This is a genomic window from Pseudomonadota bacterium, from assembly GCA_037200975.1.
Lineage (GTDB): Bacteria > Pseudomonadota > Gammaproteobacteria > Steroidobacterales > Steroidobacteraceae > CADEED01.
Genome location: JBBCGI010000001.1, coordinates 198304 through 223617, shown reverse-complemented (window position 1 = coordinate 223617; position 25314 = coordinate 198304). Strand labels below are relative to the sequence as shown.

22 protein-coding genes and 1 tRNA gene are annotated in these 25314 nt (G+C 65.2%); 21 read left to right on the top strand and 2 right to left on the bottom strand.

The features are described 5' to 3' along the window. The first annotated feature begins 160 nt into the window (after positions 1-160). The 6 genes from WDO72_01005 to lpdA all read left to right on the top strand — a co-directional run bounded on the left by WDO72_01005 (position 161) and on the right by lpdA (position 8850). The gene (locus WDO72_01005) at positions 161-706 is read left to right on the top strand and encodes a YfiR family protein (GenBank protein ID MEJ0084235.1); all 546 of its coding nucleotides are present in this window, start codon (positions 161-163) and stop codon (positions 704-706) included. Further along, on the top strand, positions 703-2625 hold the full coding sequence (locus WDO72_01000) for a TonB-dependent receptor (GenBank protein ID MEJ0084234.1): 1923 nt from the start codon (positions 703-705) through the stop codon (positions 2623-2625). The genes WDO72_01005 and WDO72_01000 overlap by 4 nt, the downstream gene beginning before the upstream one ends. A gap of 80 nt (positions 2626-2705) precedes the next feature. Then, the gene (locus WDO72_00995) at positions 2706-3164 is read left to right on the top strand and encodes a DUF5658 family protein (protein MEJ0084233.1); all 459 of its coding nucleotides are present in this window, start codon (positions 2706-2708) and stop codon (positions 3162-3164) included. A gap of 91 nt (positions 3165-3255) precedes the next feature. Next, the gene (locus tag WDO72_00990) at positions 3256-6144 is read left to right on the top strand and encodes a 2-oxoglutarate dehydrogenase E1 component (GenBank protein ID MEJ0084232.1); all 2889 of its coding nucleotides are present in this window, start codon (positions 3256-3258) and stop codon (positions 6142-6144) included. A 15-nt stretch (positions 6145-6159) separates the two neighbouring features. Continuing rightward, positions 6160-7398 (top strand): 2-oxoglutarate dehydrogenase complex dihydrolipoyllysine-residue succinyltransferase, encoded by a 1239-nt coding sequence (gene odhB, locus WDO72_00985; protein ID MEJ0084231.1) that lies wholly within the window; start codon positions 6160-6162, stop codon positions 7396-7398. 9 nt (positions 7399-7407) lie between these two features. Beyond that, positions 7408-8850 (top strand): dihydrolipoyl dehydrogenase, encoded by a 1443-nt coding sequence (gene lpdA / locus WDO72_00980; GenBank protein ID MEJ0084230.1) that lies wholly within the window; start codon positions 7408-7410, stop codon positions 8848-8850. 39 nt (positions 8851-8889) lie between these two features. On the opposite strand, the gene WDO72_00975 is transcribed toward lpdA, so the two are convergent. Next, positions 8890-10824 (bottom strand): TonB family protein, encoded by a 1935-nt coding sequence (locus tag WDO72_00975; protein ID MEJ0084229.1) that lies wholly within the window; start codon positions 10822-10824, stop codon positions 8890-8892. 127 nt (positions 10825-10951) lie between these two features. Further along, entirely contained in the window at positions 10952-12865 is a 1914-nt protein-coding gene (locus WDO72_00970; GenBank protein MEJ0084228.1) for an HD domain-containing protein, read from the bottom strand. Between the two features lie 168 nt (positions 12866-13033). Here WDO72_00970 and ruvC point away from each other — a divergent pair, with 168 nt between their 5' ends. The 15 genes from ruvC to WDO72_00895 all read left to right on the top strand — a co-directional run bounded on the left by ruvC (position 13034) and on the right by WDO72_00895 (position 24996). Continuing rightward, positions 13034-13591, top strand: coding sequence for a crossover junction endodeoxyribonuclease RuvC (gene ruvC, locus WDO72_00965; protein MEJ0084227.1), 558 nt, complete (start codon positions 13034-13036; stop codon positions 13589-13591). Then, positions 13588-14175 (top strand): Holliday junction branch migration protein RuvA, encoded by a 588-nt coding sequence (gene ruvA, locus WDO72_00960; GenBank protein ID MEJ0084226.1) that lies wholly within the window; start codon positions 13588-13590, stop codon positions 14173-14175. The genes ruvC and ruvA overlap by 4 nt, the downstream gene beginning before the upstream one ends. Further along, positions 14172-15230 carry a Holliday junction branch migration DNA helicase RuvB gene (gene ruvB / locus WDO72_00955; GenBank protein MEJ0084225.1) on the top strand — a complete coding sequence of 353 codons (1059 nt, stop codon included), beginning with the start codon at positions 14172-14174 and terminating at the stop codon, positions 15228-15230. Before ruvA ends, ruvB begins: the two co-directional genes overlap by 4 nt. Before the next feature lie 10 nt (positions 15231-15240). Then, positions 15241-15636, top strand: a complete 396-nt coding sequence (gene ybgC, locus WDO72_00950; protein ID MEJ0084224.1) for a tol-pal system-associated acyl-CoA thioesterase — start codon at positions 15241-15243, stop codon at positions 15634-15636. 21 nt (positions 15637-15657) lie between these two features. Beyond that, positions 15658-16332: a protein TolQ gene (gene tolQ, locus WDO72_00945; protein MEJ0084223.1), complete on the top strand. Its 675-nt coding sequence runs from the start codon at positions 15658-15660 to the stop codon at positions 16330-16332. Between the two features lie 3 nt (positions 16333-16335). Beyond that, a complete protein-coding gene (gene tolR / locus WDO72_00940; protein MEJ0084222.1) occupies positions 16336-16791 on the top strand; it encodes a protein TolR in 456 nt (151 codons plus the stop codon). Between the two features lie 5 nt (positions 16792-16796). After that, positions 16797-17699, top strand: coding sequence for a cell envelope integrity protein TolA (gene tolA, locus WDO72_00935; GenBank protein MEJ0084221.1), 903 nt, complete (start codon positions 16797-16799; stop codon positions 17697-17699). Positions 17700-17703: 4 nt separating this feature from the next. Further along, the gene (tolB, locus tag WDO72_00930; protein ID MEJ0084220.1) at positions 17704-19002 is read left to right on the top strand and encodes a Tol-Pal system beta propeller repeat protein TolB; all 1299 of its coding nucleotides are present in this window, start codon (positions 17704-17706) and stop codon (positions 19000-19002) included. Between the two features lie 20 nt (positions 19003-19022). Continuing rightward, positions 19023-19535, top strand: coding sequence for a peptidoglycan-associated lipoprotein Pal (pal, locus tag WDO72_00925; GenBank protein MEJ0084219.1), 513 nt, complete (start codon positions 19023-19025; stop codon positions 19533-19535). Positions 19536-19580: 45 nt separating this feature from the next. Next, a complete protein-coding gene (ybgF, locus tag WDO72_00920; GenBank protein ID MEJ0084218.1) occupies positions 19581-20351 on the top strand; it encodes a tol-pal system protein YbgF in 771 nt (256 codons plus the stop codon). Then, positions 20341-20994, top strand: a complete 654-nt coding sequence (queE, locus tag WDO72_00915) for a 7-carboxy-7-deazaguanine synthase QueE (GenBank protein ID MEJ0084217.1) — start codon at positions 20341-20343, stop codon at positions 20992-20994. The genes ybgF and queE overlap by 11 nt, the downstream gene beginning before the upstream one ends. Positions 20995-21037: 43 nt before the next feature. Beyond that, positions 21038-21730, top strand: coding sequence for a 7-cyano-7-deazaguanine synthase QueC (gene queC, locus WDO72_00910; GenBank protein MEJ0084216.1), 693 nt, complete (start codon positions 21038-21040; stop codon positions 21728-21730). A gap of 20 nt (positions 21731-21750) precedes the next feature. Further along, positions 21751-21826 (top strand) — tRNA-Lys (locus tag WDO72_00905). A 17-nt stretch (positions 21827-21843) separates the two neighbouring features. Continuing rightward, positions 21844-23466, top strand: a complete 1623-nt coding sequence (locus WDO72_00900) for a GMC family oxidoreductase N-terminal domain-containing protein (protein MEJ0084215.1) — start codon at positions 21844-21846, stop codon at positions 23464-23466. Between the two features lie 60 nt (positions 23467-23526). Beyond that, the gene (locus WDO72_00895) at positions 23527-24996 is read left to right on the top strand and encodes a DUF1080 domain-containing protein (GenBank protein MEJ0084214.1); all 1470 of its coding nucleotides are present in this window, start codon (positions 23527-23529) and stop codon (positions 24994-24996) included. The last annotated feature ends 318 nt before the right edge of the window (positions 24997-25314 follow it).

The window sequence follows — 25314 nt, the reverse complement described above, 5'->3', positions numbered from 1 at the left end:
TGCTATCAGACGATTCCTACACGCCTCATCAGGGAGCTATACCAAGTTGACGAAGCCGGCGATGAAGCGCGCGCGACGGATGGCGCGTGTCTCATTACTCGTTCTCGCAACCCTGTTAGCCGCCTTTCAGGCTCACGCGGCGCTATTCTCCGCCGACGCCGTGAAAGCCGCATTCCTTTATCGTTTTGCTTCGTACATCGACTGGCCTGAGGACGCTCCGGCGGTGGGTCCGTTCGTCATCGCTGTGTACGGCGCCGAGGACGTCGCCAAACAACTCGACGAACTACTGCCGAAGATGACGGTGCACGGGCGCGCCGCGCTGGTACGCAGGGTCACGCGCGCCTCGGAGCTCGACGGCGTGCACATCTTGTATGTCGGACCCAGAGAGCCGTTGGCGCGCAGCCGCTCCGTGCGGGAGGCGGCGATTCAATTGCCCATCCTCATCGTCACCGACGATGAGAAGGGTCTCGATGCCGGCGGCGTGATCAATTTCATCGAGGTGTCGCGCAACGTCCGTTTCGAGGTTTCGCTGGCAGCCGCGGATCGTGCGCGGCTCAAGATAGCTTCCGGCTTGCTGTCGGTGGCCGCACGGGTGGAGCGGCGGCCGCAGGCGTGGTTCAACTGCGCCGACCCCTATATGCAGCGTCATCGAAACTCCGCCTGCGTCATCCGCGTGGCGATGACTGAAACGCGGTCGAGCCAATGATCTGCGCAGCCGGCAAAACCGCGGCCGTCGTCATGGCCGTGTTGCTGACGATGACGCAAGCCGTCCGCGCGCAGCAGCTGGCCGATGCCGGTGGCCCCATCAACGAGCTCGGCCGCATGTCGCTCGAAGAGCTCGCCAACGTCGAGGTCACCTCGGTTTCCAAGAGCGCGCAGAGCCTGTCGAGCGCGCCGGCCTCCATCTACGTGATCACGCGCGAAGAAATCCTGCGCACGGGTGTGCTCAGCATTCCCGAAGCATTGCGGCTCGCGCCGAACATGCAGGTGACGCAGCTCAATTCGAGCGAATACTCCAACGGCGCGCGTGGGCTCGCCGGTTCGCCCGACCTGCAGAACTTCTCCAACAAGACTCTGATCCTCATCGACGGGCGCAGCGTGTATTCGCCGCTGTTTTCCGGTGTCGTCTACGACATGCAGGATGTGCTCATGGATGACATCGATCGCATCGAAGTCATCTCCGGGCCCGGCGCCACGTTGTGGGGCGCGAACGCAATGAACGGCGTGATCAACATCATCACGCGCAAGGCCGCCGACACGAAGGGTGCGCTGATCCGTCTCGATGCCGGGGACGAGGAGCAGGCGATCGGCGCGCGCTACGGCGGCGCGCTCGGCGACGACGGCGCGTTTCGTGTGTACGCCAAGTGGTTCGATCGCGGCGCCAGCAATTTCGCCAACGGCGACAGCGCGCAGGACGACTGGAGCAAGTGGCAGGCCGGGTTCCGTACGGAGTTCGGCTCGCCAGAGGACATGTTCACAGTGCAGGGCGACTATGAACGCGCCAGCCAGAATTTCCTCGAGGACGACGGCGTCGGCTTCACCGGCGCGAACGTGCTCGGCCGATGGGAACACGCGGGCCCGGTTTCGACGCGTGTGCAGGTCTACTACGACCGTGTGCAGCGCGACCACCCGCCGAGCGGCATCGCATACGACATCGACACCTATGACTTCGAGTTGCAGCAGAGCGCAGCGCTCGGTACGCGGCACCACCTCATCTGGGGTGTGGGCCGGCGTTCGAACGACTATCACACCGTCAACAACGTGCTCGCGTTCGTCCCCGACCATCGCACGCTCGAGCAGACCAACCTGTTCGTCCAGGACAACATCGCGCTGACCGACGAGATCAAGCTGGTGGCGGGCATCAAGCTCGAGGACAACAGCTACTCGGACTGGAGCGTCCTGCCGGACCTGCGGCTTTCCTGGTCGCCGAACGACACCACGCTTCTCTGGATCGCCGGTTCGCGGGCGATCCGCGCGCCGACCCCGTTCGACACGGACGTGCAGGAGTTCGTCGACGGACAGCTGTTCCTGAGAGGCGATCCGGACTTCAAGCCGGAGAAAGTGACCGCGTACGAGATCGGTTATCGCGGCCAGCCCAGCGCCACCGTGTCGTTCTCCGCAAGCGTCTTCTACGACGAGTACGACGATTTGCGCAGCATCGAGATCACCCCGGTGACCTTGCTGCCGTTGCGCTGGGGGAATTTCATCGAGGGCAGCACGTACGGTATCGAGGCCTGGGCCAATCTGCAGGTGAACGCCTGGTGGCGTCTGTCGCCCGGATATCGCTCGGTGCACAAGCGGCTGGAATTCAGCGAGGGCGGGTCGGGTCTCGCCGGTATCGGCCAGGCAGGCAACGATCCCACCTCGAGGTATCTGCTCAAATCCTCGATGGACTTCGGCAAGTTCAGCGTCGATGCGGTGTGGCGCAAAGTCGGCGCGATGCCAAGCCCCGCGGTTCCGGAATACACCGAACTCTCGGCGCACGTCGGCTGGCGCGCCAGCGAGCGTCTCGAGATCGCTGTCAAGGGTTTCAACTTACTTAACGAAACGCATCGTGAGTACGCGGAACCGCAGGGCCGCGAGATTCGCCGCAGCGTCATGGCGGAGCTGCGCTACAGCTACTGAAACGAAATGGGACTTGGCTCACACGCCTTTGCGTGTTCGCGACCGTCCGCGAAGCGGCGGCACTCTAGAATGAATGCCACATGCCTCAACCCAGTATCGAACGACGCGTCCCCATCGAACGGCGTCGTTCCGTCCTTCGTGCGTTGTGGCATGGCAACTTCCAACGCCGACGCATCGCTCCGCGCCGCGACACCGAACGTCACATCGTCGTTACCGACTGGTTTCATCCGCAGTGGCTCGCGGTCGGCGTCCTGATCCTGGTTCTGTGCGGCGCCGACGCGTTCCTGACGCTCATTCTGATCGGCCATGGTGCGAATGAGGTCAATCCGCTCATGGATCCGCTGGTCCGCGGCTCGGGGCACAGCTTCGCTTACTGGAAATTCGGCTTGACCGCCCTGGGTGTCGTCGTTCTGACGCTCTTGGCGCGGCTGCGTTTTTTCGGCAAGGCGGTGGGATGGGTGTTGTACGCCGTCCTTGGAATGTATTGCGTGCTCGTGGGTTACGAGCTCTTTCTTTTACGTAACATTCCCCTAGATTAGGCACTGGTCGCCTTTCGGGTGGGGGCCGCTTCGGCTAACATACCGCCCCCTTATTGCTCCAGGACCTTGAGTCCACAGGATTTTTTCTCGTATGGCCGGAAGCCTTGGCGAGTTGCTGGCATCCACGCCTCTGTCGGGTGGCAACGCTCCTTACGTTGAAGCTCTTTATGAGCAGTTCCTGACCGATCCTCAATCGGTCGATGCGAAGTGGCGCGACTACTTTCAGAAGTTGCGCGACGGCGCGGGTGCCGAACAGATTCACTCCGCCGTGCAGGCGGGAATTCTGCAACGCGCCGGCAAGCCGCGGCTCGCGGCAGGTGCGGTATCGCGCGGCGGTGAAACGGCCGCCAAGCAGGGCGCGGTCTCGCGCCTGGTGCAGATCTACGCCAATCGCGGCCATCTGATCGCCAATCTCGATCCGCTCGGGCTGCAGAAACGCGAACGGCCGCGCGTACTCGAGCTCGGCTATTTCGGCCTCACCGATGCCGACCTCGACACCGAGTTCCTGACCGGTTCGCGTCCGAGCGAGCTCGCACCGCGGCTCAAGCTGCGCGAGATTGTCGCCCAGCTCGAATATGCCTACTGCGGCACGATCGGCGCCGAGTTCGCGCACGTGTCGAATACCGAAGAACGCCTGTGGCTGCAGGACCAGTACCTGGTCGGCCGTCTGACGGGCAAGCTCACCGTCGAAGAACAAAAAAACATTCTGTGGCAGCTCTCGGCGGCCGAAGGCCTCGAGCGTTACCTGCACACCAAATACGTCGGCCAGAAGCGCTTCTCGCTCGAAGGCGGCGATTCGATGATTCCGCTGCTCGACGATCTCATCCAGCGCGGCGGCGAGCAGGGCGTCGAAGAGTGTGTCATCGGCATGGCGCATCGCGGCCGCCTCAACGTACTGGTGAACTTGTTAGGCAAGTCGCCGTCGGTGCTGTTCAACGAATTCGAAGGCAAATACGACACCGCGCACATGCAAGGCTCGGGCGACGTGAAGTACCACAAAGGCTTCTCGTCGGATCTGCGCACGCCCGGCGGCAACGTACACGTCGCACTCGCGTTCAACCCCTCGCACCTCGAGGTGGTGAACCCGGTGGTCGAAGGTTCGGTGCGCGCGCGGCAGGAGCGCCGCGGCGACACGGCCGGCACGCGCGTATTGCCCATCCTCATTCACGGCGACTCGGCCTTCGCCGGCCAGGGCGTCGTCATGGAGACGCTGCAGCTGTCGCAGGCGCGCGCGTTCTTCACCGGTGGCAGCGTCCACGTCATCATCAACAACCAGGTGGGTTTCACCACCTCGGATCCGCGCGACACGCGTTCGACGATGTACTGCTCGGACGTCGCGAAGATGCTCGAGACGCCCATCTTCCACGTGAACGGCGACGATCCGGAAGCCGTCGTGTTCGTCACGCGCCTCGCGCTGGCCTACCGCCAGCGGTTCCACAAGGACGTGGTCATCGACCTCGTGTGTTATCGCCGTCACGGCCACAACGAGGCGGATGAGCCGGCGGCCACGCAGCCGGTGATGTACCAGACCATCCGCAAACATCCGACCACGCGCAAGATCTACGCCGACCGCCTCGCGGCCGCCGGTGTGCTGACCGATGCCGAAGCCGCCGCCTTGAGCGAGTCGTATCGCCAGGGTCTCGACGAAGGGCGCCCGCAGGCGCGCGCCTCGCTCGGCATGATCGGCAACAAGTACACCGTCGACTGGAGCAAGTATCTCGGCAACGACTGGACCGAGCGCGTGAAGGGCGGCGGCAACATGGCGCGCCTGAAATCGCTCGGCGAACGCATCGTGAAAGTCCCCGAGAATTTCGCGCTGCATCCGCGCGTCGCGCAGGTCATGGCGAATCGCGTGAAGATGATTCACGGGGAATTGCCGCTCGACTGGGGCTGCGCGGAAACGTTGGCGTACGCCAGCATCCTCGAGGAAGGCAATTCGATCCGCTTCACCGGGCAGGACGCCGGCCGCGGCACTTTCTTCCATCGCCATGCCGTGTTGCACGAGCAGGCCACCGGCGCGCAGTACATTCCGCTGCAGCACATCGCGGAGCGTCAGCCTTCGTTCCAGATCACGGACTCCGTGTTGTCGGAAGAGGCCGTGCTCGGTTTCGAATACGGTTACTCGACCACCGATCCGTCGGCGCTCGTCATCTGGGAAGGCCAGTTCGGCGATTTCGTCAACGGTGCGCAGGTCATCATCGACCAGTTCATCAGCTCGGGCGAAGCGAAGTGGGGCCGCCTCTGCGGTCTCGCGCTGTTCCTGCCGCATGGCTACGAAGGCCAGGGGCCGGAGCATTCCTCCGCGCGCCTCGAACGCTTCCTGCAGCTGTGCGCGGAGAACAACATGGCGGTGTGTGTGCCGTCGACGCCGGCGCAGATGTATCACATGATTCGCCGGCAGATCCTGCGCAGTCTGCGCAAACCGCTCATCGTGATGACACCGAAGTCGCTGCTGCGTCACGAGCTGTCCGTGTCTTCGCTCGAAGACCTGGCCAATGGCGAATTTGCCGTCGTCATCGACGACATCGACAAGCCGCAGGCGGCGAACGTGCGCCGCGTGGTGTTGTCCTCCGGCAAGGTGTACTTCGACCTGCTGAAGGCGCGCCGAGCGACCAGCAACAATGACGTTGCCCTGGTGAGAGTCGAGCAGCTGTATCCATTCCCGGTGCCGGAGATGGAAGCTTTGCTCGCGAAGTATCCCAACGCACGCGAAGTCGTGTGGTGCCAGGAAGAGCCGCAGAACCAGGGCGCCTGGTACCAGATCCGCCATCGCCTGCAGGCGATGGTGGGGAAACGCGAGTTGCTGTACGCCGGCCGTCCGCCGGCCGCTGCGCCCGCGACCGGTATTTCGAAGATCCACGACGCCGAGCAGCGCGGCCTGATCGAAGCCGCGTTGACGGCCACCAACAAAGAAGACGGGGCGCGCGAAACCAAGCGCCTCACGGCAACGCCAGCGGCCGCCACTGGCACGTCGCGTTAAGGACATACAAACAACATGGCCATTGAAATCAAAGTTCCGCAGTTACCCGAGTCGGTCGCCGATGCGACGCTCGTCACCTGGCACAAACAGGCTGGGCAGGCCGTGACGCGGGATGAAAACCTCGCGGACCTCGAGACCGACAAGGTCGTGCTCGAAGTCCCCGCGCCAGTCAGCGGCGTGTTGAAGGAATTGCGCATCGTCGCCGGCACGTCGGTCACCAGTGGCCAGGTGCTCGCCGTTCTCGAAGAAGGCGCCGCGGCTGTTGCTGCTCCTGCTCCTGCTCCCGCTGCCGCCAAGCCTGCCCCTGCTGCTGCCGCTCCGGCGCCCGCTGCCGCGAAAGCCGCCGCCGCACCCGCGGGTGGTGACAAGCTCGCTCCCTCGGTGCGCCGCATGGTCGAAGAAAAGCAACTCGACCCGTCGAAGATTCCGGCCTCGGGCCGCGATGGACGCATCACCAAGGGCGATGTCGTGGACTATCTGGACAAGCCCGCGGCCGCTGCGCCTGACAAGGTTGCCGCGGTTGCCGCGCCGGCCACGGTCAGCGGCGCCGCCGGCCGCCAGGACCAGCGCGTGCCGATGACGCGCCTGCGCGCGCGTATCGCCCAGCGCCTGCTCGAAGCCCAGCAGACACAGGCACAGCTCACCACGTTCAACGAAGTCGATCTCAAGGCCGTCATGGACGTGCGTGCGAAGTACAAGGACAGCTTCGAGAAGAAACACGGCGTGAAGCTGGGCTTCATGTCGTTCTTCGTGAAGGCCGCGGTCGAGGCGCTGAAACGCTTCCCGACGGTGAATGCGTCGATCGAAGGCAACGACATCGTCTATCACGAGTACTACGACATCGGTGTCGCGGTGTCGACGGAAAAAGGCCTGATGGTGCCGGTACTGCGCGACGCGGACCTGCAGAGCTACGCGGACGTCGAAAAGAACATCGGCGTGTTTGCCACGCGTGCCCGCGAAGGCAAGATCACTCTCGAAGAACTCACCGGCGGCACGTTCTCCATCACCAATGGCGGCACGTTCGGTTCGCTGCAGTCGACGCCCATCGTGAACATGCCGCAGAGCGCGATCCTCGGCATGCACAAGACCATGGATCGGCCCGTGGTCGTGAACGGCGAGATCGTCATCCGGCCGATGATGTACGTGGCGCTGTCCTACGATCACCGCATCATCGACGGCCGCGAGGCCGTGCAATTCCTCGTGACCATCAAGGATTGCCTGGAAGATCCGGCGCGTCTGCTGCTCGGCGTCTGAGGAAACCAAATGGCCAATGAACTCGGTGCCAAAGAATTCGATGTAATAGTCATCGGTGGCGGTCCCGCCGGTTATCCCGCCGCCATCCGCGCCGGCCAGAACAAACTCAAGGTCGCCTGCATCGACGAGTGGAAGAACAAGGACGGCACTGCCGTCTTTGGTGGCACTTGCACGAACGCCGGCTGCATTCCGTCGAAGGCGCTGCTCGAATCGAGCGAGCTGTATCACAAGACGAAAGAAGAGCTCGCCGTGCACGGCATCAAGGTCGGCAGCGTGGAATTCGACGTCGCCCAGATGCAGAAGCGCAAGACGGGCATCGTGAAGGCCAGCACCACCGGTATCGCCATGCTGCTCAAGGGCGCGGGTGTCACGCCGCTGCAGGGTCACGGCAAACTACTCGGCAAAGGCAAGGTCGAGTTCACGGCGCACGACGGCAAGGTCGAAACGCTCACTGCCAGACACATCGTGCTGGCGAGCGGCTCGATCCCGACCGAGCTCAAGAGCATGCCGTTCGACGGCAAGAACATCGTCGATTCCTGGGGCGCGCTCGATTTCGACGCCGTGCCGAAGAAACTCGCCGTGGTCGGAGCCGGGGTCATCGGCCTCGAGCTCGGTAGTGTGTGGCGCCGTCTCGGCAGCGAAGTCGTGGTGCTCGAAGCGCTCGATACGTTCCTCGCGGTGGCCGACCAGGGTCTGGCGAAGGAAGCCGCACGGCATTTCAAGAAGCAGGGCCTGGATATCAAGCTCGGCGCGAAAGTTTCGGGCGCCAAGATCTCCGGTAGTTCGGTCGAGGTCAGCTACTCGGACGCCACCGGCAACCAGACGATCACCGTCGACAAACTCATCGTGGCCGTGGGCCGCAAGCCGTTCACGAAGAACCTGCTGGCCGACGGCACCGGCGTGTTGCTCGACGAACGCGGCTTCATCAAGGTCGACGATCACTGCAAGACCAGCGTCGAGAATGTCTGGGCGGTGGGCGATTGCGTGCGCGGCCCGATGCTCGCGCACAAAGCCAAGGAAGAGGGCGTCATGGTCGGCGACCTGATCGCCGGCAGATATGGCCACACGAACTACCACACCGTGCCTTCCGTCATCTATACGCACCCGGAGATTGCCTGGGTGGGCCTGACGGAAGAGCAGGTGAAGGCGGGCGGACGCCCCTACAAGATCGGACAGTTCCCCTTCGCGGCCAGTGGCCGCGCGCGGGCGATGGAAGCGACCGCGGGCTTCGTGAAGCTGATCGCCGCGCAGGATGACGACGAAATCCTGGGCGTACACATCATCGGACCGATGGCGGGCGAACTGATCGCCGAGGCGGTGCTCGCGATGGAGTATTCGGCCAGCAGCGAAGATCTGCAGCGCACGATCCACGCGCATCCGACCCTGTCCGAAGCGCTGCATGAAGCGGCCCTCGCGGCCGACAAGCGCGCCATCGACAACATCAACCGATAGTTTCGATGCGCGCGGCGGCGATGACGGCGGCGCAACCGTCTAGTTAGACGCGTCGAATACCAGCTTCGCTTTCGCCGGCGACGCGACGGCCACGCCGTTTTCCTTGCGCGGCTCATAGACCCACTTGCGCACCGCGTCCAGCGCGGCATCGTCGAAGGTGCCGGCGGGCTCCGATTCCAGTACCTCGACATCACTGACCCGACCCGCCTCGGTGATGTTGTATTGGACCAGTACGTAGCCCTTTGCCTTGCGCGGAAGTCCGCCCGGCAATACGGGGGATACGCGCTTGACGATTTTCGCGAGCACGACATCCGTGGCGGCGGGCGGTGCCGGCGCGGGCGCCGCGACCGGCGGCATGTTCACCGCGGCGGAACCGGCGGCGGCCGGTGCAGGCGTGACGACGGAATTCGCAGCCGCGCCGGGAGGCGGTGCAGCCGGGTAGCGCGTGGCGGGCGCCGGAGTGGGAGAGCGCGTCGCGGAGTTGTCGCTGGCCTCGACGGTGCGTCCGCTGAAGGCATTGTCATTGCGCCGCATCGTCGTGGTGGGTGCGGCATTGATGGGCGCGTTGAGCGGAATGCTTTCGCGCGGCGCCTCGCCGATCGGCGCGCCATACGTACGCGGCAGCGTGGACGGTGCCTCGCGCAGCGTGCGTTGTGCGACGGTGCGTTCCGGAGCTCGTGACACGACTCGTTCCGGCGTGCGATCGACGGCGCGCTCCGCGGGGCGCAGGCGCGCGCTGTTGCGTGGTTCGCCGGCCGTGGGCAGCACCGCCGCCTGCGTCGGCACGGACGTCTTCGCAACGCCCTTGTCCGCAACCTTGTCCGGGCCTTGGGGCGACAACTTGGCGAGTTCGACGGCGCGGTCGATCGAAGCCTGCAGGAACTCGCGGCGCGGATGGTCGGGCGCCTTTTCGACCAGCGTCGCGAGCTCGCGGCGTGCCGTGTCGAAGTCGTTGTTCATGATCGCCTGCTCGATGTCGACCTCGATCATCATCAGGTTGTCGGTGACCTTCTGCTCCTCCGACATGCGCGTCTTTTCAGCAGTGATGACCTGTTCGCGCGCGCGCGCGGCGGGGTCGTAGAACTTCTCGATCAGGAACACGAGGGCGCCCGCCACCACGACGGCGATGCCGCAGGCGGTGAACAGACGCTGCCGCTTGCGGCGCGAGGCTTCATCCACGACCTTCTGCTGCACGCCGAGCCGCGCCTGCGCCGCGATGGCAGCGAAATCGTCTTCGGACGGCGCTTCGGGAGTCCACGCCGGCAGCATGTCGCGCGGCGCCGCCGCGCTCAGCGGCATCGGCGGAATGGATTGCATGGGTGCTGCGGGCGCACGCATCTGCGCCGGCGCGGAGGCACGCGCGGCCGGGCCCGGAATGGAGCGCGGCGGCGGAGCACGCGGCGGCGGTTCCGGCTGGGCTTGTGCGAGGCGCGCGATGGCGTATCGACCCGATGCCGACGTGCCGGGCTGCGGTGCGGCGGCAACCGGCAGCGGTGATGCGGCTGACAACGGCGCGGGTGGACGCGGCGGAATCGGACCGCGCGGCACGCTGCCGGCGGAAGGAATGCCGCGCTCGTCGAGCACCACGCGTTCGATGGTGCCGTCGGTCCCGTCGTCGGGCCCGCCGGTCACCTGCGCGATGGCCAGCCACAACTCTTCGAGATCGATGGGGTAGTTGATCGTCCGCTGCACCTTGAACGGCGCGAGCCGCGGGCCTAACAACTGCAACCGCTCGGGAGCCGCGGCGAAGATGCGCTTGAGCGGAACCGCGGTGCGGGTCGTGCGGCCGAGCAGGTCCAGGCCCGAACCGTCGATGGCGCGCTCACAGGCGATGAGCACGTCATACGTGTTCTGGCGCAGCAGCAGGAGCGCATCGCCCTTGCTGGTCACGCAGTCGAGTTCGAGCACCCCACGAATGGCACGCGCAATGGCCTCGAGAGCCTCTGAGTCATGGTCGACCAGCAGGACACGCATGAGCGGTCTTGTTACCCCGGAAAAAAACTAGGAAAAATCCCTTGTGAGTAAACGCGAAACGGCTCTTTTGGGCGTCGCAACACGTCACGTTTCGGCCCCGGCTGGGGGACCGCCCTTCGGGCTTAAGTTAACCCGAGCGGCGCACCGAAAGGACACTTCCCACCTTCCGGATACGCTGCAGTAAACGCGTCAGATGCTCGACACCGTCAATCGCCACTCGCACGTCGATGGTAGCCGTCGACTGCGCCCGGTCGGTAGTGGTGTGCATCATTTCGATGGAGATTTTTTCGCTCGCGAGCAGATCGCCGATGTCCCGGACCAGTCCCTGTCGGTCGATCGCGACAATATTGAGCGTTACTGGCTGGGTTTGCGCGGCGTCGGCCCATTCCGCGGCTATCAACCGGTCGGGGCGCGGCGCACTCATGCGTTTCAAACCCGGGCAATCCGCCCGATGAATGGTGACGCCGCGACCGATGGTCGCGTAGCCGGCGATGGGCTCGGGTTTCACGGGCGCGCAGCAGCGCGCCAGACTTACGGGCAGGTCTTCGACGCCTCCCAGGATCACCGGCGAACGCGCGCTTTTGCGGGTCGGCGCCTTGCGGCGCGGCGGCGCGGGTGCCGGCACGGCCGCGGCCGGCTCAGCCGGCACACTCGCTGCCTGCGCACCTTCCTCGTCTAACTTCCGGAACCAGGCGCGCACCTTGGAACGGCTGCGCGGCGAGACCAGGAACCCCTGCGTTTCGGACAACCAGTCGCGGCTCGGCTGCGGGTGTTTGTGCGTGATGATCTCGACGATTTCGCCGTTGGCCAGCGCCCGGGTCAGCGGCACGATGCGGCCGTTCACGCGCGCGCCGCGGCAGCGGTGCCCCAGGTCGGTGTGCACGTGATAGGCGAAATCGAGCGGGGTCGCGTGCAGCGGTAGATCGACCACTTCGCCCTTCGGGGTCAACGCGTAGACGCGATCCTCGAACAGCTCGGCCCGTACCTCATCGAGAAAGTCCTTGTCGCCGTGCGTCGGCTCGAGCAGCTTGCGCACCCACTCGATCTTGCGATCGTAGGTGACGTCGTGGGGGCGCGACTCCATGTAGCGCCCCTCTTTGTATTTCCAATGGGCCGCGAGACCGAGGTCGGCCTGGTCGTGCATCTCGCGCGTGCGGATCTGCACTTCGACCACCTTGGCTTCCGGTCCTAACACGGCGGTGTGGATGGAGCGGTAGAAGTTGTCCTTCGGCGTCGCGATGTAGTCGTCGAACTCGCCCGGAATGTAGGTGTAGCGGCCATGCACGAGTCCCAGCACCGCGTAGCAATCCGCCACCGTCGCCGTGACGATGCGCACGGCACGCAGGTCGAACACCTGCTCGAAGGTCAGCTGCTTGCGTTCCATCTTCCGGTGGATGCTGTAGATATGCTTCGGGCGGCCATTCACCTCGGCGCTGATGCCGGCGTGCCGCATCATGTCCTCGAGCGTGCGGCACAGCTCCGCGATGTAGCGTTCGCGGTCGGCGCGTTTTTCGGCCAGCGCGCCGGCGATGCGGCGATAGTCGTCCGGCTGCAGGAAGCGGAAGGCAAAATCCTCCAGTTCCCATTTGAGCTGCCACAGGCCCAGCCGGTTCGCGAGCGGCGCGAACACTTCGCGCGTTTCGAGTGCCAGCCGCTCGCGCGTCTCGGCGTGGCCGTCCTTGGACGCCTGCAGATCCACCAGCTGGCGGGCGAGGCGCGCCAGCACCAGGCGCGGATCGCTGACCACCGAGAGCAACATCTTGCGCAGGGCTTCGGCCTGCGCGGGTTCGAGGTGGTGAGACGCGGCCGACGCGGCTGTCAGGCGGATGTCGCCGAAATGCGCGAGTTCGCGCGCCAGCGCGCTCACGGCCGGACCGAAATGCAGCTCCACTTCGCGCGATTCTTCGGCCTCCGCACTGAAGGCCACCTGTGCGAGCAGGGCGGCGGCGAGCCCCGCGTCTTCGGTCAGCGACGCCACGATGACGGCCGCTTCCGACGCGCGCTCGATCGCCGCGCGCGGTACTCCCCAGCCGGCGAGCATCGCGGCATGCGCGTTTATCGAAGCGTGGATTTCAGGCGAACAGGAATGGAGGTTGTGCACTCGGAAAACGGCCGCGCGAGGCGTGAGGAGCGGCGCATTTGCGGCTATGATACGCGCAGTTTTTTCCAACGGGCGCAGGCATTTAAGACAGCAATGGCGCGATACCCGATGAGATCGTCCTGGCGCGCATTCCGACCGGAAGAAAAGTCGGCGGCGCCGGTCGTCGCGCGCATGTTGGCGGCGGGCCGCAAGCGCATTCTCGGGCTCGATCCGGGCAGCCTGCGAACCGGCTTCGGCATCATCGATTGCGACCGCGGCACCGCGGTGCTGGTCGCGCAGGGCTGCATCGCCACCGCTGGCGGGCCGCTGGCCGATCGGTTGCGCATCATCCACGCGCAGGTTGCGGCGTTGATCGCCGAACATCGCCCGCAGGAGATCGCGGTCGAACGCGTGTTCCTTTCCAAGAATGCAGACAGCGCGCTGAAGCTGGGCCAGGCGCGCGGCGCCGCGCTCGCCGCCATTCCTGTGGCGCTCGGCGTGCACGAATATGCGCCGCGTGCCATCAAACTAGCCGTGGTCGGTGTCGGCGGCGCCGAGAAGGCGCAGGTGGCGCACATGGTCAGGCGACTGCTGTCGATCGAGATGAAGCTCGCGGCGGATGCCGCCGATGCGCTCGCAGTGGCGATCTGCCACGCCAATACCCGCCGTCTCGAGATGATCGCGTGATCGGATTCGTGCGCGGAAAATTGGCCGTGAAAGCCCCGCCGCATCTCACGGTGGACGTGGGCGGTGTCGGCTACGACCTCGAAGCGCCCATGTCCACGTTCTACACGCTGCCCGCGGTCGGCAGCGAAGTGCGCCTGCTCACGCATCTCGTGGTGCGCGAAGACGCCCACATCCTCTACGGCTTTGGCTCGCAGGAAGAGCGCGCGCTGTTTCGCAGCCTGCTCAAGGTGTCGCAGGTGGGGCCGAAGCTCGCGCTGGCGATCCTCTCGGGCGTGAGCGTGGATGGATTCGCGACCTTGGTGAAATTGCAGGACACGGCGTCGCTGACGAAAATTCCCGGCGTCGGCCGCAAGACCGCCGAACGCGTGCTCATGGAAATGCGCGACCGGCTCGAGGCCGTGGCGGCCAGCGCGGCGACGATGCCCGGCGGCACGGGCGTGGAGGGCGAGGCCTGGAGCGCGCTGGTCGCGCTCGGCTACAAACCGGCCGAGGTCACGCACATGTTGAAACCATTCGCGGGGCAGGGCGGTTCCACTGAAGACCTGATCCGTCGTGCGTTGCAGGGTGCGGTGCGTCCGCAATGAGTGCCCCGGAAAAAACCGGCACCGATCGCATCGTCGAAGCCGTCGCCTCCAAGGAAGAAGAGGCCGTCGATCGCGCCATTCGCCCGAAACGGCTCGCCGACTATGTCGGCCAGGAGCACGTCAAGGCGCAGCTCGAGATCTTCGTGAAGGCCGCCGTGAATCGCGGCGAGGCGCTCGATCACGCGCTGATCTTCGGGCCGCCGGGTCTCGGCAAGACCACGCTCGCGAACATTCTTGCAAGCGAGCTTGGCGTAAACCTGCGCCAGACTTCCGGACCGGTGCTCGAACGGCCGGGCGACCTCGCGGCGTTGTTGACCAACCTGCAGCCGCGCGACGTGTTGTTCATCGACGAGATCCATCGTCTCTCGCCCGTGGTCGAAGAAGTGTTGTACCCGGCGATGGAAGATTTCCAGCTCGACATCATGATCGGCGAAGGCCCCGCGGCGCGCTCGATCAAACTGACGCTGGCGCCGTTCACCTTGATAGGTGCGACCACCCGTGCGGGGTTACTGACATCCCCGCTGCGCGACCGGTTCGGTATCGTGCAGCGCCTGGAGTTCTATACCGTGGGGGAGCTCGAGAAGATCGTCACGCGCTCGGCCAGCATCCTCGGTGTGCCCATCGATGCGGAAGGCGCCGCGCGTATCGCGACGCGTTCGCGCGGCACGCCGCGCATCGCGAACCGGCTGCTGCGCCGCGTGCGCGACTACGCCGAGGTCAAGGCGGATGGCCGCATCGACGAAACCGTGGCGCGCGCGGCGCTCGACCTGCTCGAGGTCGATCCGCAAGGATTCGACGCGCTCGATCGCAAGCTGCTGTCGACCATCATCGAGAAGTTCGATGGCGGACCGGTGGGTATCGAGAGTCTGGCCGCGGCGGTGGGCGAGGAACGCGGCACGCTCGAAGACGTGATCGAGCCCTTCCTGATCCAGCAGGGTTTTCTGATGCGTACGGCGCGCGGCCGTATGGCCACGCGTCATGCCTATCTGCATTTCGGTCTGAAAGTGCCCGAACGGGTACTCGGCACGATGCCGCTGTTCGAGGCCGAACGATGATAACGCGGCGATGAGCGAATTCTCCTGGCGCACGCGCGTCTACTGGGAAGATACCGACGGCGGTGGGGTGGTCTACTACGCTAACTACCTCAAATTCATGGAACGCGCGCGCACCGAATGGCTGCGCTCGCTGGGTCATTCGCAGATGGAACTGGCCGAAACCCAGGGGTTCGTATTCGCGGTCGTCGAGGTCAAAGTGAACTATCGGCGGCCGGCGCGACTCGATGATGAGCTGCTGGTCAGTTGTGTACCGGTGCCCGAAGGCCGCGCGTCGATCCGCTTCACGCAGACGGTCACGCGCGCCGACGCCACGCTGCTGGCCGAGGGCGAAGTACGCGTCGCCTGCGTCGATGCGAAGACATTCCGGCCGCGGCCGTTGCCCGATTTCGTGCGGCCGGCTTCCTAAACATGGTTTTGAAGGTGTTCGATGGACAATGAACTGTCGATAGTCAGGCTGGTGCTGCAAGCGAGCCCGGTGGTGCAGGTGGTCATGGGCCTGTTGCTGCTGGCCTCGCTCATGTCGTGGACCATCATTTTCCGCAAGCGCGCGTTGCTGTCGCGGGCCAGCGATGAAGCCGAGTCCTTCGAGGCGAGCTTCTGGAAGGGCGGCGATCTCACCGCCCTGTACCGGCAGATCGAGACGCGCGGCGGCGCCACCGGCATGTCGAGCATCTTCGAATTCGGCTTCCGCGAATTCGCGCGCCTCAAGCAGGGCAATATTCCGTCGGACCAGTTGTTAGAGGGCGCGCGCCGCGCGATGCGCGTCGGCCAGCTCAAGGAGATCGAACGTCTCGAGGAAAGCCTCGCCACGCTCGCGACGGTGGGCTCCACCAGTCCGTATGTCGGCCTGTTCGGCACGGTCTGGGGCATCCTCAATTCCTTCGTCGCGCTCGGCGGCGTGCAGCAGGCCACGCTGCAGATGGTGGCTCCCGGCATCGCCGAGGCGTTGATCGCCACGGCGATCGGGTTGTTCGCCGCCATCCCCGCGGTGATCGCCTACAACCGCTTTGCCGACAAGCTGAGCCGCCTCGAGCTGCGCTACGACGCGTTCATGGAAGAGTTCTCGACCATCCTGCAGCGGTATGCCGGACGCGGAGTCTGACCCATGGCCCAGCAACACAATTCGCGCCGCAAGCGGCGCCTGATGGGCGAGATCAACGTGGTGCCCTACATCGACGTGATGCTGGTTCTGCTCATCATCTTCATGATCACCGCGCCGCTGCTGGCCGAAGGCATCAAGGTGCAATTGCCCAAGGCCGGTGCGAAGCCGATCCCGCCGGAGATGATGAAGGACGTCAAACCCATCATCCTCAGCATCGATGAAGCCGGGCGTCTCTTCCTCAATTACCACAAGCCCGAGACTGAACCGCTGACCGCGGCCGTGGTCGAAGCGCAGGCGGCCGCGGTGTTGCGCCGTGCGCCAGAAACCGTGGTGCTGGTGCGCGGGGACTATCGAGTGGCCTACGGAGAAGTAGTTGGGGCGATGACCATCCTGCAGCGCGCGGGCGCGGACAAGGTCGGCTTCGTCACCGAAGCGCCGGACAAGAAGCGAGCCCGCTGAGCGCGATGCCGCCCCGTTCAAAGTCCGTCACCACCGGCAGCTGGCGCGCGATCGCGCTGTCGGTACTGCTGCACGCCGGCATCGTCGCCGCCGCCGTCTACAGCTGGTTCACGTGGAAACACCGGCCGCCCGAGACGGTATTGGCCATCGAAGCCACGGTAGTCGACGAGCGCACATTGAAGGGCGCCTCGACGACACCCGCGCCCGAACCGCCGCCGCCCGAGCCGGTGCCGGAACCCGAACCCGTGCCGGTGGAAGAGCAGGGCCCGCCCAAGCCGGATCCGGCCGAGATCGAACGCAAGCAGGAAGAAGAGCGCCGCGCCGCCGAAAAGCTCGAGCAGGAAAAAGCCGAGCAGCAGAAACGCGAGCAGGTGAAGCAGGAACAGCAGCGGCAGGCGCAGGAATTGAAAGAACGCGAAGTAGCGGAGCGCCTCGAGGTCGAGAAGCAGGCCGCCACGAAAGCCGCGGCTTTGAAGGCGGCCGCTGACAAGAAGGCCGCCGAGAAGAAGCGGGCCGACGATGCCGCGGCCGCCAAGAAAGCCGCCGACGAAAAGGCGCGGCTGGCGCAAGAGGCTGAATTGCGCCGCAGTATGGAGGCCGAGGAGCGCGCCAATGCCGCGAGCAACAGCGACGAGGCCAACCGCTGGCATGCCGCGATCGTCGCGCGCATCACCCGGGCGTGGATTCGTCCGCCCTCGGCACGGGCCGGCGTCCAGTGTAGTGTGTCGGTCAGCCAGGTCCCGGGTGGTGAAGTCACCTCGGTTCACGTGAATGGTTGCACCGGTGGCGACGATGCGCTGCGCGAGTCGGTAGAACGCGCGGTGTATAACGCCTCACCACTGCCGACGCCGCCTCCGGGTGTGCCGTTCGAACGCATTTTGGAGCTAACATTCGCGCCGAATGAGTAACCGCATGAAAAAACTCGCGACCTTCCTCGCACTGGCCGCGCTCGGCGCGGCGAGCCCGGCCTTTGCCCAGCTCAAGCTCACAATCACGCAGGGCGTGACCGATCCGATTCCGATCGCGGTCGTGCCGTTCGCGCGCGCGGTGCCCGCCGATGGCGGCATCGATGTCGCAGCCATCGTCCAGCGCGATCTCGAAAGCAGCGGCCGCTTCAAGGGCATGCCGCGCGCGGACCTGTTGTCGATGCCCACCACGTCGGCCGACGTCGACGTCGCGGCCTTCAAGCAGCAGCGCAACGATTACGTCGCGGTCGGCCGCCTCACTGCGGTCGGCAACGGCGACATTGCCATCGACGTGGAGCTGGTCAACGTGCTCACCGGCCAGCGCGTGCTCGGGCAGAAATGGACCGTGAAGGCCGCCAACCTGCGCAACGGCGCGCATCGCGTCGCCGATGCCATCTACGAGAAAGTCACCGGCGTGCGCGGCGCGTTCGCCACGCGCATCGCGTACGTATCGGTCGACGGGCGCGCGCCGGCGCAGCGTTACCAGCTGATCGTCGCGGATGCGGACGGCGAAGGCCCGCGCATGATCCTGCAGTCGGACCGGCCCATCATGTCGCCGGCCTGGTCCACGGACGGCGACTGGCTCGCATACGTGTCGTTCGAACGGCGCGTGTCCGCCGTGTACGTGCAGCAGGTACGCACCGGCCAGCGGCGCATGGTATCGGCGCGCGCCGGCATCAACGGCTCACCGGCGTGGTCGCCCGACGGCAAGAAGCTGGCGCTCACCTTGTCCGGCACCAACGGCAACCTCGATATCTATCTACTCGATCTCGGCACGCAGGGGTTGACGCGGCTGACCGACGATCCGTCCATCGACACCGAAGCGGTGTTCACGCCGGACGGCACCGGACTTTATTTCACCTCCGACCGCTCGGGCAATCCGCAGGTCTACAAGCTGACGCTCGGCAGCAGCGAGCGGCCACGCCGCGTCACCTTCACGGGCGCGTACAATGCGCGGCCGCGCATCTCGCCCGACGGCAAGAAGCTGGCCGTGCTGACGCTCGATGACGGTGCCTATCGCATCGCCATCCAGGACGTGGCCAGCGGTTCGCTCGGCGTGTTGTCGAAGGGCCGCCAGGATGAGTCACCGAGCTTCGCCCCCAACGGCGACATGGTGATCCTCGCCGGCCGCGAACGCGGGCAGGGCGTGCTGCAAACGATTTCGATCGATGGTCAAACCTCGCTGCGGCTCAATGCCGACGCGGGTGAAGTACGTGAACCGGTGTGGGGGCCGTTTCTTCCGTGAGTTTCAAGGAGTAGGTAGCAATGAAAAATTTCGTCTCGACAGTATTCGTTCTCGCCACGGCCGCGTTTCTCGCCGGTTGCCCGGCCAAGCCGGTCGAACAGCCCGCGCCGCCACCGCAGTCCACCGCCGACACCAGCGGTGTCGACAATTCCGGCGCCACCACGGACAGCACCGAATCGCAGGGCCCCAGCGGTGAGCTGCTGTCGAAGCGCATCGTGTACTTCGATCTCGATCGTGCCGATATCCGCGCGGATTCGCAGTCGGTGGTCGCGGCGCACGCGGCCTATCTGTCGAAGAATCCCAGCCAGAAGGTGCGGCTCGAAGGCCATGCCGACGAGCGTGGCTCGCGTGAGTACAACATCGGCCTCGGTGAGCGACGCGCCCAGTCGGTGCGCCGTGCGCTGTTGCTGCAAGGGGTCGCTGAAGTGCAGCTCGCGACCGTGAGCTACGGCGAGGAGCGTCCGGCCGAGGTGGGCAGCACCGAGCAGGCCTATGCCGCGAACCGCCGCGTCGAAATCGTCTATCTGAAGTGATTCCCGGGAAGTGACGTGATCACCCGGACTGCATCGAGGTTCGTCATGAGACAGCGACTGCTGGCCCTGTGCGCCGTGGCGGCGGGGTCGTATACGCTCATCGGTTGCGCGGTGTCGCCGGAAGAAGATCCGGTGTACATCCGCATGAACGATCTCGACGCGCGCGTGCAGCGCATCGAGCGCGTGGTGACCAACCAGAGCCTGATCGAGATGGCGCAACGCATCGACGCGCTGCAGGCCGAGCTGCGCGCCATGCGCGGTGAAGTCGAGGTGCTGCAGAACCAGAGCGAGGGCGGCAAGACGCAAACGCGCACGTTGTACGGCGACCTCGAGAAACGCATCGCCGCGCTCGAAACACTGGGCGGCGTCGCCGGTTCGAACGCCGGTTCCGCCACGCCGGTGGTGCCGCCTCCGGGTGGTGTCTCCGCGGGCGGCGGCGAGCAGGCGAGTTACGACGCCGCGTTCAACGCGCTGAAAGGTTCCGACTACCAGCGCGCCATCGCAGGGTTCAAGAACTTTGTCAGCACCTATCCGGCGAGCCCGCTCGCCAGCAACGCGCAGTACTGGTTAGGCGAGGCGTACTACGTCAACCGCGAGTACCCGAATGCGATCGGCGCATTCCAGCGCGTGATCGCGGATTGGCCGGATTCGCGCAAGGCGCCGGACGCTCTGGTCAAGATCGGCTTCACCCAGGCCGCGCTCGGCAAGACGGCCGAGGCGCGCGACACGCTCGAAAACGTGCAGAAGCGTTACCCGGGAACCGAAGCCGCGACGCTGGCCGCCGAGCGGCTGAAACGCATGTCGAATGGAAAATGATCCGGCACGGCTGAAGATCACTGAAATTTTCCATTCGCTGCAAGGCGAAGCCGACACCGTGGGTTTTCCCACGGTGTTCGTGCGGCTCACGGGCTGCCCGCTGCGTTGCCAGTTCTGCGATACGGCCTATGCGTTTCACGGCGGGGAGTGGATGACGATCGATGAAATCCTGGCGCGTGTCGCCAGCTTCACGCCGCGTTACGTGTGCGTGACCGGCGGCGAGCCGCTGGCGCAGAAGAACTGCCTGCCGCTGCTCACGCGGCTCTGCGACGCCAACTACCACGTCTCGCTCGAAACCAGCGGCGCCATGCCGCTCGGCGGCGTGGACCCCCGCGTGAACCGCGTCGTGGATATCAAGACCCCCGGATCGGGCGAAGAAAAACGCAATCGTTACGAGGAGCTGTCGCTGCTGCGCGGCGAGGAACAGATCAAGTTCGTGATCTGCGATCGCGCCGACTACGAATGGAGTCGCGAGCGGCTGAGCGCGCTCAAACTCCCCGAGCGCTGCACCGTGCTGTTTTCACCCAGCGCCGAACAGCTGCCCGCCCGCCAGCTCGCAGACTGGATCCTCGAAGACCGCCTCCCCGTACGCTTTCAACTCCAGCTCCACAAAGTCCTGTGGGGCAACGTGCCAGGGAAGTAGCGGTGCCGGGGTGCAATTCTCGTAATTACCGGGCGGTCTGCGGATGATCACGCGTGCAGTCGTGTTGTTGTCAGGCGGACTCGATTCCGCCACCGTGCTGGCGATGGCGCGCGCCGCCGGGCTCGAGTGTTACGCCTTGTCGGTGTCGTACGGCCAGCGGCATCAGGCCGAACTCAACGCGGCCGCGCGAATCGCGCATGCGTCAGGCGCACGCGAACACCGCATCATGCACGTCGACCTTGCGCGGATCGGTGGCTCCGCGCTCACCGACAAATCCATCGACGTACCGACCACCAGCGCGCCCGGAATTCCCGTCACCTACGTGCCGGCGCGCAATACCATCATGTTGTCGCTGGCGCTCGCCTGGGCCGAGGTCCTGAAGGCTTCCGAGATCCACATCGGTGTGAATGCCGTGGACTATTCGGGTTATCCGGATTGCCGCCCCGAGTTCGTCGCGGCGTTCGAGGCGCTCGCCGGCCTCGCGACAAAAGCGGGCGTGGAGGGCGGAAGCCTCAGGATTCGCGCGCCGCTCATCGATCTGAGCAAGGCGCAGATCATCCGGGTGGGCGCGGGTTTGGGTGTCGACTACGCGCTCACGGTTTCCTGCTACCAGGCCGATGCGAGTGGCCGCGCGTGCGGCCGCTGCGACTCCTGCCGGCTGCGCCGCGAAGGCTTTGTCGCGGCAGGAATTTCCGACCCCACGCGCTATGCCCAAGTTGGTCCTCAAATCGGGTAAACTGCGCGCCCCAAAAATCCGGGTCGGTAGCTCAGCTGGTAGAGCAGCGCCCTTTTAAGGCGTTAGTCGTGGGTTCGAGCCCCACCCGACCCACCAAATAACAACGGCGGGTCATGGCCGATCCGGCATTCGACTTCGTGATCATCGGCGCCGGCACTGCCGGATGCCTGCTCGCGAATCGCCTCAGCGCAGATCCCACCCGCCGCGTGTTGCTGGTCGAAGCCGGCGGCCACGACAACTACCACTGGATCCACATCCCCGTCGGTTACCTGCGTTGCATCGGCAACCCGCGCACCGACTGGTGTTACCGCACGGAAAAGGAACCCGGCCTCAACGGCCGCGACCTGCTGTATCCGCGCGGCAAGGTGCTCGGCGGCAGCTCGAGCATCAACGGCATGATCTACATGCGCGGCCAGGCGCGCGACTACGATCACTGGGCGGGTGTCACCGGCGACGACGAATGGAGCTGGGCCCGTTCGCTGCCGGATTTCCGCGCGCACGAGTCTCACTACCGCGGTGACGACGAGCATCACAATTCGCTGGGTGAGTGGCGCGTCAGCAAACAACGGCTGCGCTGGGACATCCTCGATGCCTTTGCCGCCGCCGCGGCCGAGGCCGGGTATGCACGTATCGAGGATTTCAATCGCGGCGACAACGCCGGGGTCAGCTATTTCGACGTGAATCAGCGCGATGGCTGGCGCGTGAGCTCCGCGAAGGCGTTCCTGCGGCCGGCGCGCTCGCGGGCCAATCTCACGGTGTGGACCGGCTCGCTCACCGAATCCCTGGTCCTGGCGCGGGACGCCAGCGGCCGGCTGCGCTGCGCGGGAGCGGTGTTGCTGCGCGGAAACGAGCGGGTGCGGGTTTCCGCGGCGCGCGAGGTGATCCTCTGCGCGGGTTCGATCGGCACGCCGCAGATCCTGCAGCTTTCGGGCATCGGCCCCGCCGCAGTGCTGCGCGATCAGGGCCTCGAGGTTGTCCACGAACTGCCGGGCGTCGGCGCGAACTTGCAGGATCACCTGCAGATCCGTCCGGTGTTCAAGGTGACCGGCGTCCGCACCCTCAACGCGGTTGCGGCCAGTTTCTGGGGCCGCGCGGGCATCGCACTGGAGTACGCGCTGCGGCGCACCGGCCCCGCGAGCATGGCGCCATCGCAGCTCGGTGCATTCATCCGCAGCGATCCCGCGCGGCTGCATGCGAATCTTCAATACCACGTGCAGCCTTTGAGCCTGCGCGCCTACGACGAACCGCCGGATTCGTTCCCCGCGTTCACGGCGAGTGTCTGCAACCTCAATCCGACCAGCCGCGGCACGGTGCAGATCCGCAGCCCGCGCATCCACGACGCGCCGCGCATCGCTCCTAACTATCTAGCCACCGCCGAAGACCGGCGCGTCGTGGCGGATTCGCTGCGGCTGACGCGCCGCATCGTGGCGCAGCCCGCGCTTGCGAAATACTCGCCGGTCGAGCACCTGCCGGGACCGCAATACCAGAGCGACGAGGAACTGGTGCGGGAGGCCGGCCACATTGCCAACACGATCTTCCATCCGGTCGGCACCGCCCGCATGGGCGCAGCCGAAGATGCGGCGGCGGTGGTGGATAGCCACCTGTGCGTGCGCGGTGTCGCCGGCTTGCGCGTCGTCGACGCGAGCGTCATGCCCACCGTCACCAGCGGCAATACCAACAGTCCGACATTGATGATCGCGGAGAAGGCGGCGCGCTGGATCGCGCGCGGCGGGTAAAGCGCCGCGATTTCGATTTGCTACACTGCCGCGCCATCTTTTCGTGGCTGGGGGATGCGAATGAACAGGATGTCCGTGGCTGCCAGTGCGGCCTTGTGTTTGTTTGCCGGCGCGGCCTTCGCCGCTGACGCAACTCCAGCCTGGAAACCCCTCTTCAACGGCAAGGATCTCAAGGGGTGGACGGTGCACTACGCATCCAGAACCGCCGCCGATGCGCCGCCACCCGCTACCTTGTTTGCCGTGGCGAACGGCGAGATCCGCACTTATCCCACGCAGGCCGCCGGCACGCCGCAGCCGAACGCGTACCTCGAGACGGTCGCTGACTACCAGAACTACCGGCTGAGCCTCGAATACCAATGGGGCGAGAAGAAATTTCCGCCCCGCCTCGAACAGGTGCGCGACGCGGGGCTGCTCTACAACGTCCACCGCGAAATCCCCGCCAACTGGCCGGCGGGCTTCGAGGCGCAGATCCAGGAAGGCGACACCGGCGATTCGTGGGCCGTGTCCTCGCAGCTGTCGAGCTTCGTCGATCCGAAGACGCGCTTCTATGCCCTGCCGGAGAACGGCGGAGTGCCCGTCACCGTCGGCAGGAACGGCGAGTTCCAGCGCACCTTTCATTCGCGCACCAATGAGTATCCCGGCTGGAACACGCTCGAGGTGATCGTGCGCGGCGATCGCGCCACCCACCTCGTCAACGGACTCGTGAACATGCGTGTCAGCGACATGAAGGGCTGGGACGCGGCCACGAACAGCTGGGTGAAGGTCGATCACGGCAGGATCGCGTTGCAGGCCGAGAGCGCGGAGATTGCCTATCGCAATATCCGGATCCGGCCGCTGACGAATGCCGACGATCTGCCGCCGGAACCCAAACTCACGGAGATCTGGTTCCCGGTGCCTCCCAAGGTAACTCCAGCGACGACCTCCGGTGCGCCGCCATCCGATGCGATCGTGCTGTTCGACGGCAAGAACATTGACGCGTGGAAGAGCGCGAAGGGCGGCGACGCTAAGTGGACGGTAACCAATGGCGAGATGATCGTGGCGCCGGGCACCGGCGACATCCAGACCCGCGCCGCGTTCGGCGACGTGCAGCTGCATGTGGAGTGGTGGGATCCGGAGCTGCCGGCCGACAAGGTAAACCAGGATCGCGGCAACAGCGGCATCTTCCTGCAGGACGTCTACGAAGTGCAGGTGCTCGACAACTTCAGGAACCCGACCTACGTGAACGGCATGGTCGGTTCGATCTACAAGCAGTTCCCGCCCCTGGTGAACGCCGCGTTGCCCGCGGAGCACTGGCAGACCTACGACATCATCTGGACTGCGCCGCGGTTCGCGGCGGACGGCTCGTTGACGTCGCCCGCGCGTGTCACCGTGCTGCTGAACGGCGTGCTGGTGCAGAACAACTCGGTGCTCAAGGGCGCCACTACCTACATCGGTGCGCCTGGCTATACCCCGCACGGCGACATGCCCATCCGGCTGCAGGATCACTCGCACCTGGTCCGCTTTCGCAACATCTGGCTGCGCAAGCTCTGACGAAAAGCGGAAAAGGGGACATGCCTATTTAAAAAAGGGGACAGATCTATTTTTCGTCGGGGCGTCATGTACACGGCTTGCTAAACGGCGAAAAATAGATCTGTCCCCTTTTTTAAATAGGCATGTCCCCTTTTCCGCTGCCCCCTTTTCGTGAGACATCCGTCACAGGTGAGCTGAACGGCAATTTCTTGCCGCCGCGCAGCGCCTCGCTTCGAGGCCCTTCGCACCCTTTTCGTTCAAGGGAAGCCCTTTTTGATCCGATAAACCTCCCGGGCCAGCGGGCAAACAACCCCGCTCGCCGCCCATGGGACGGAGCTT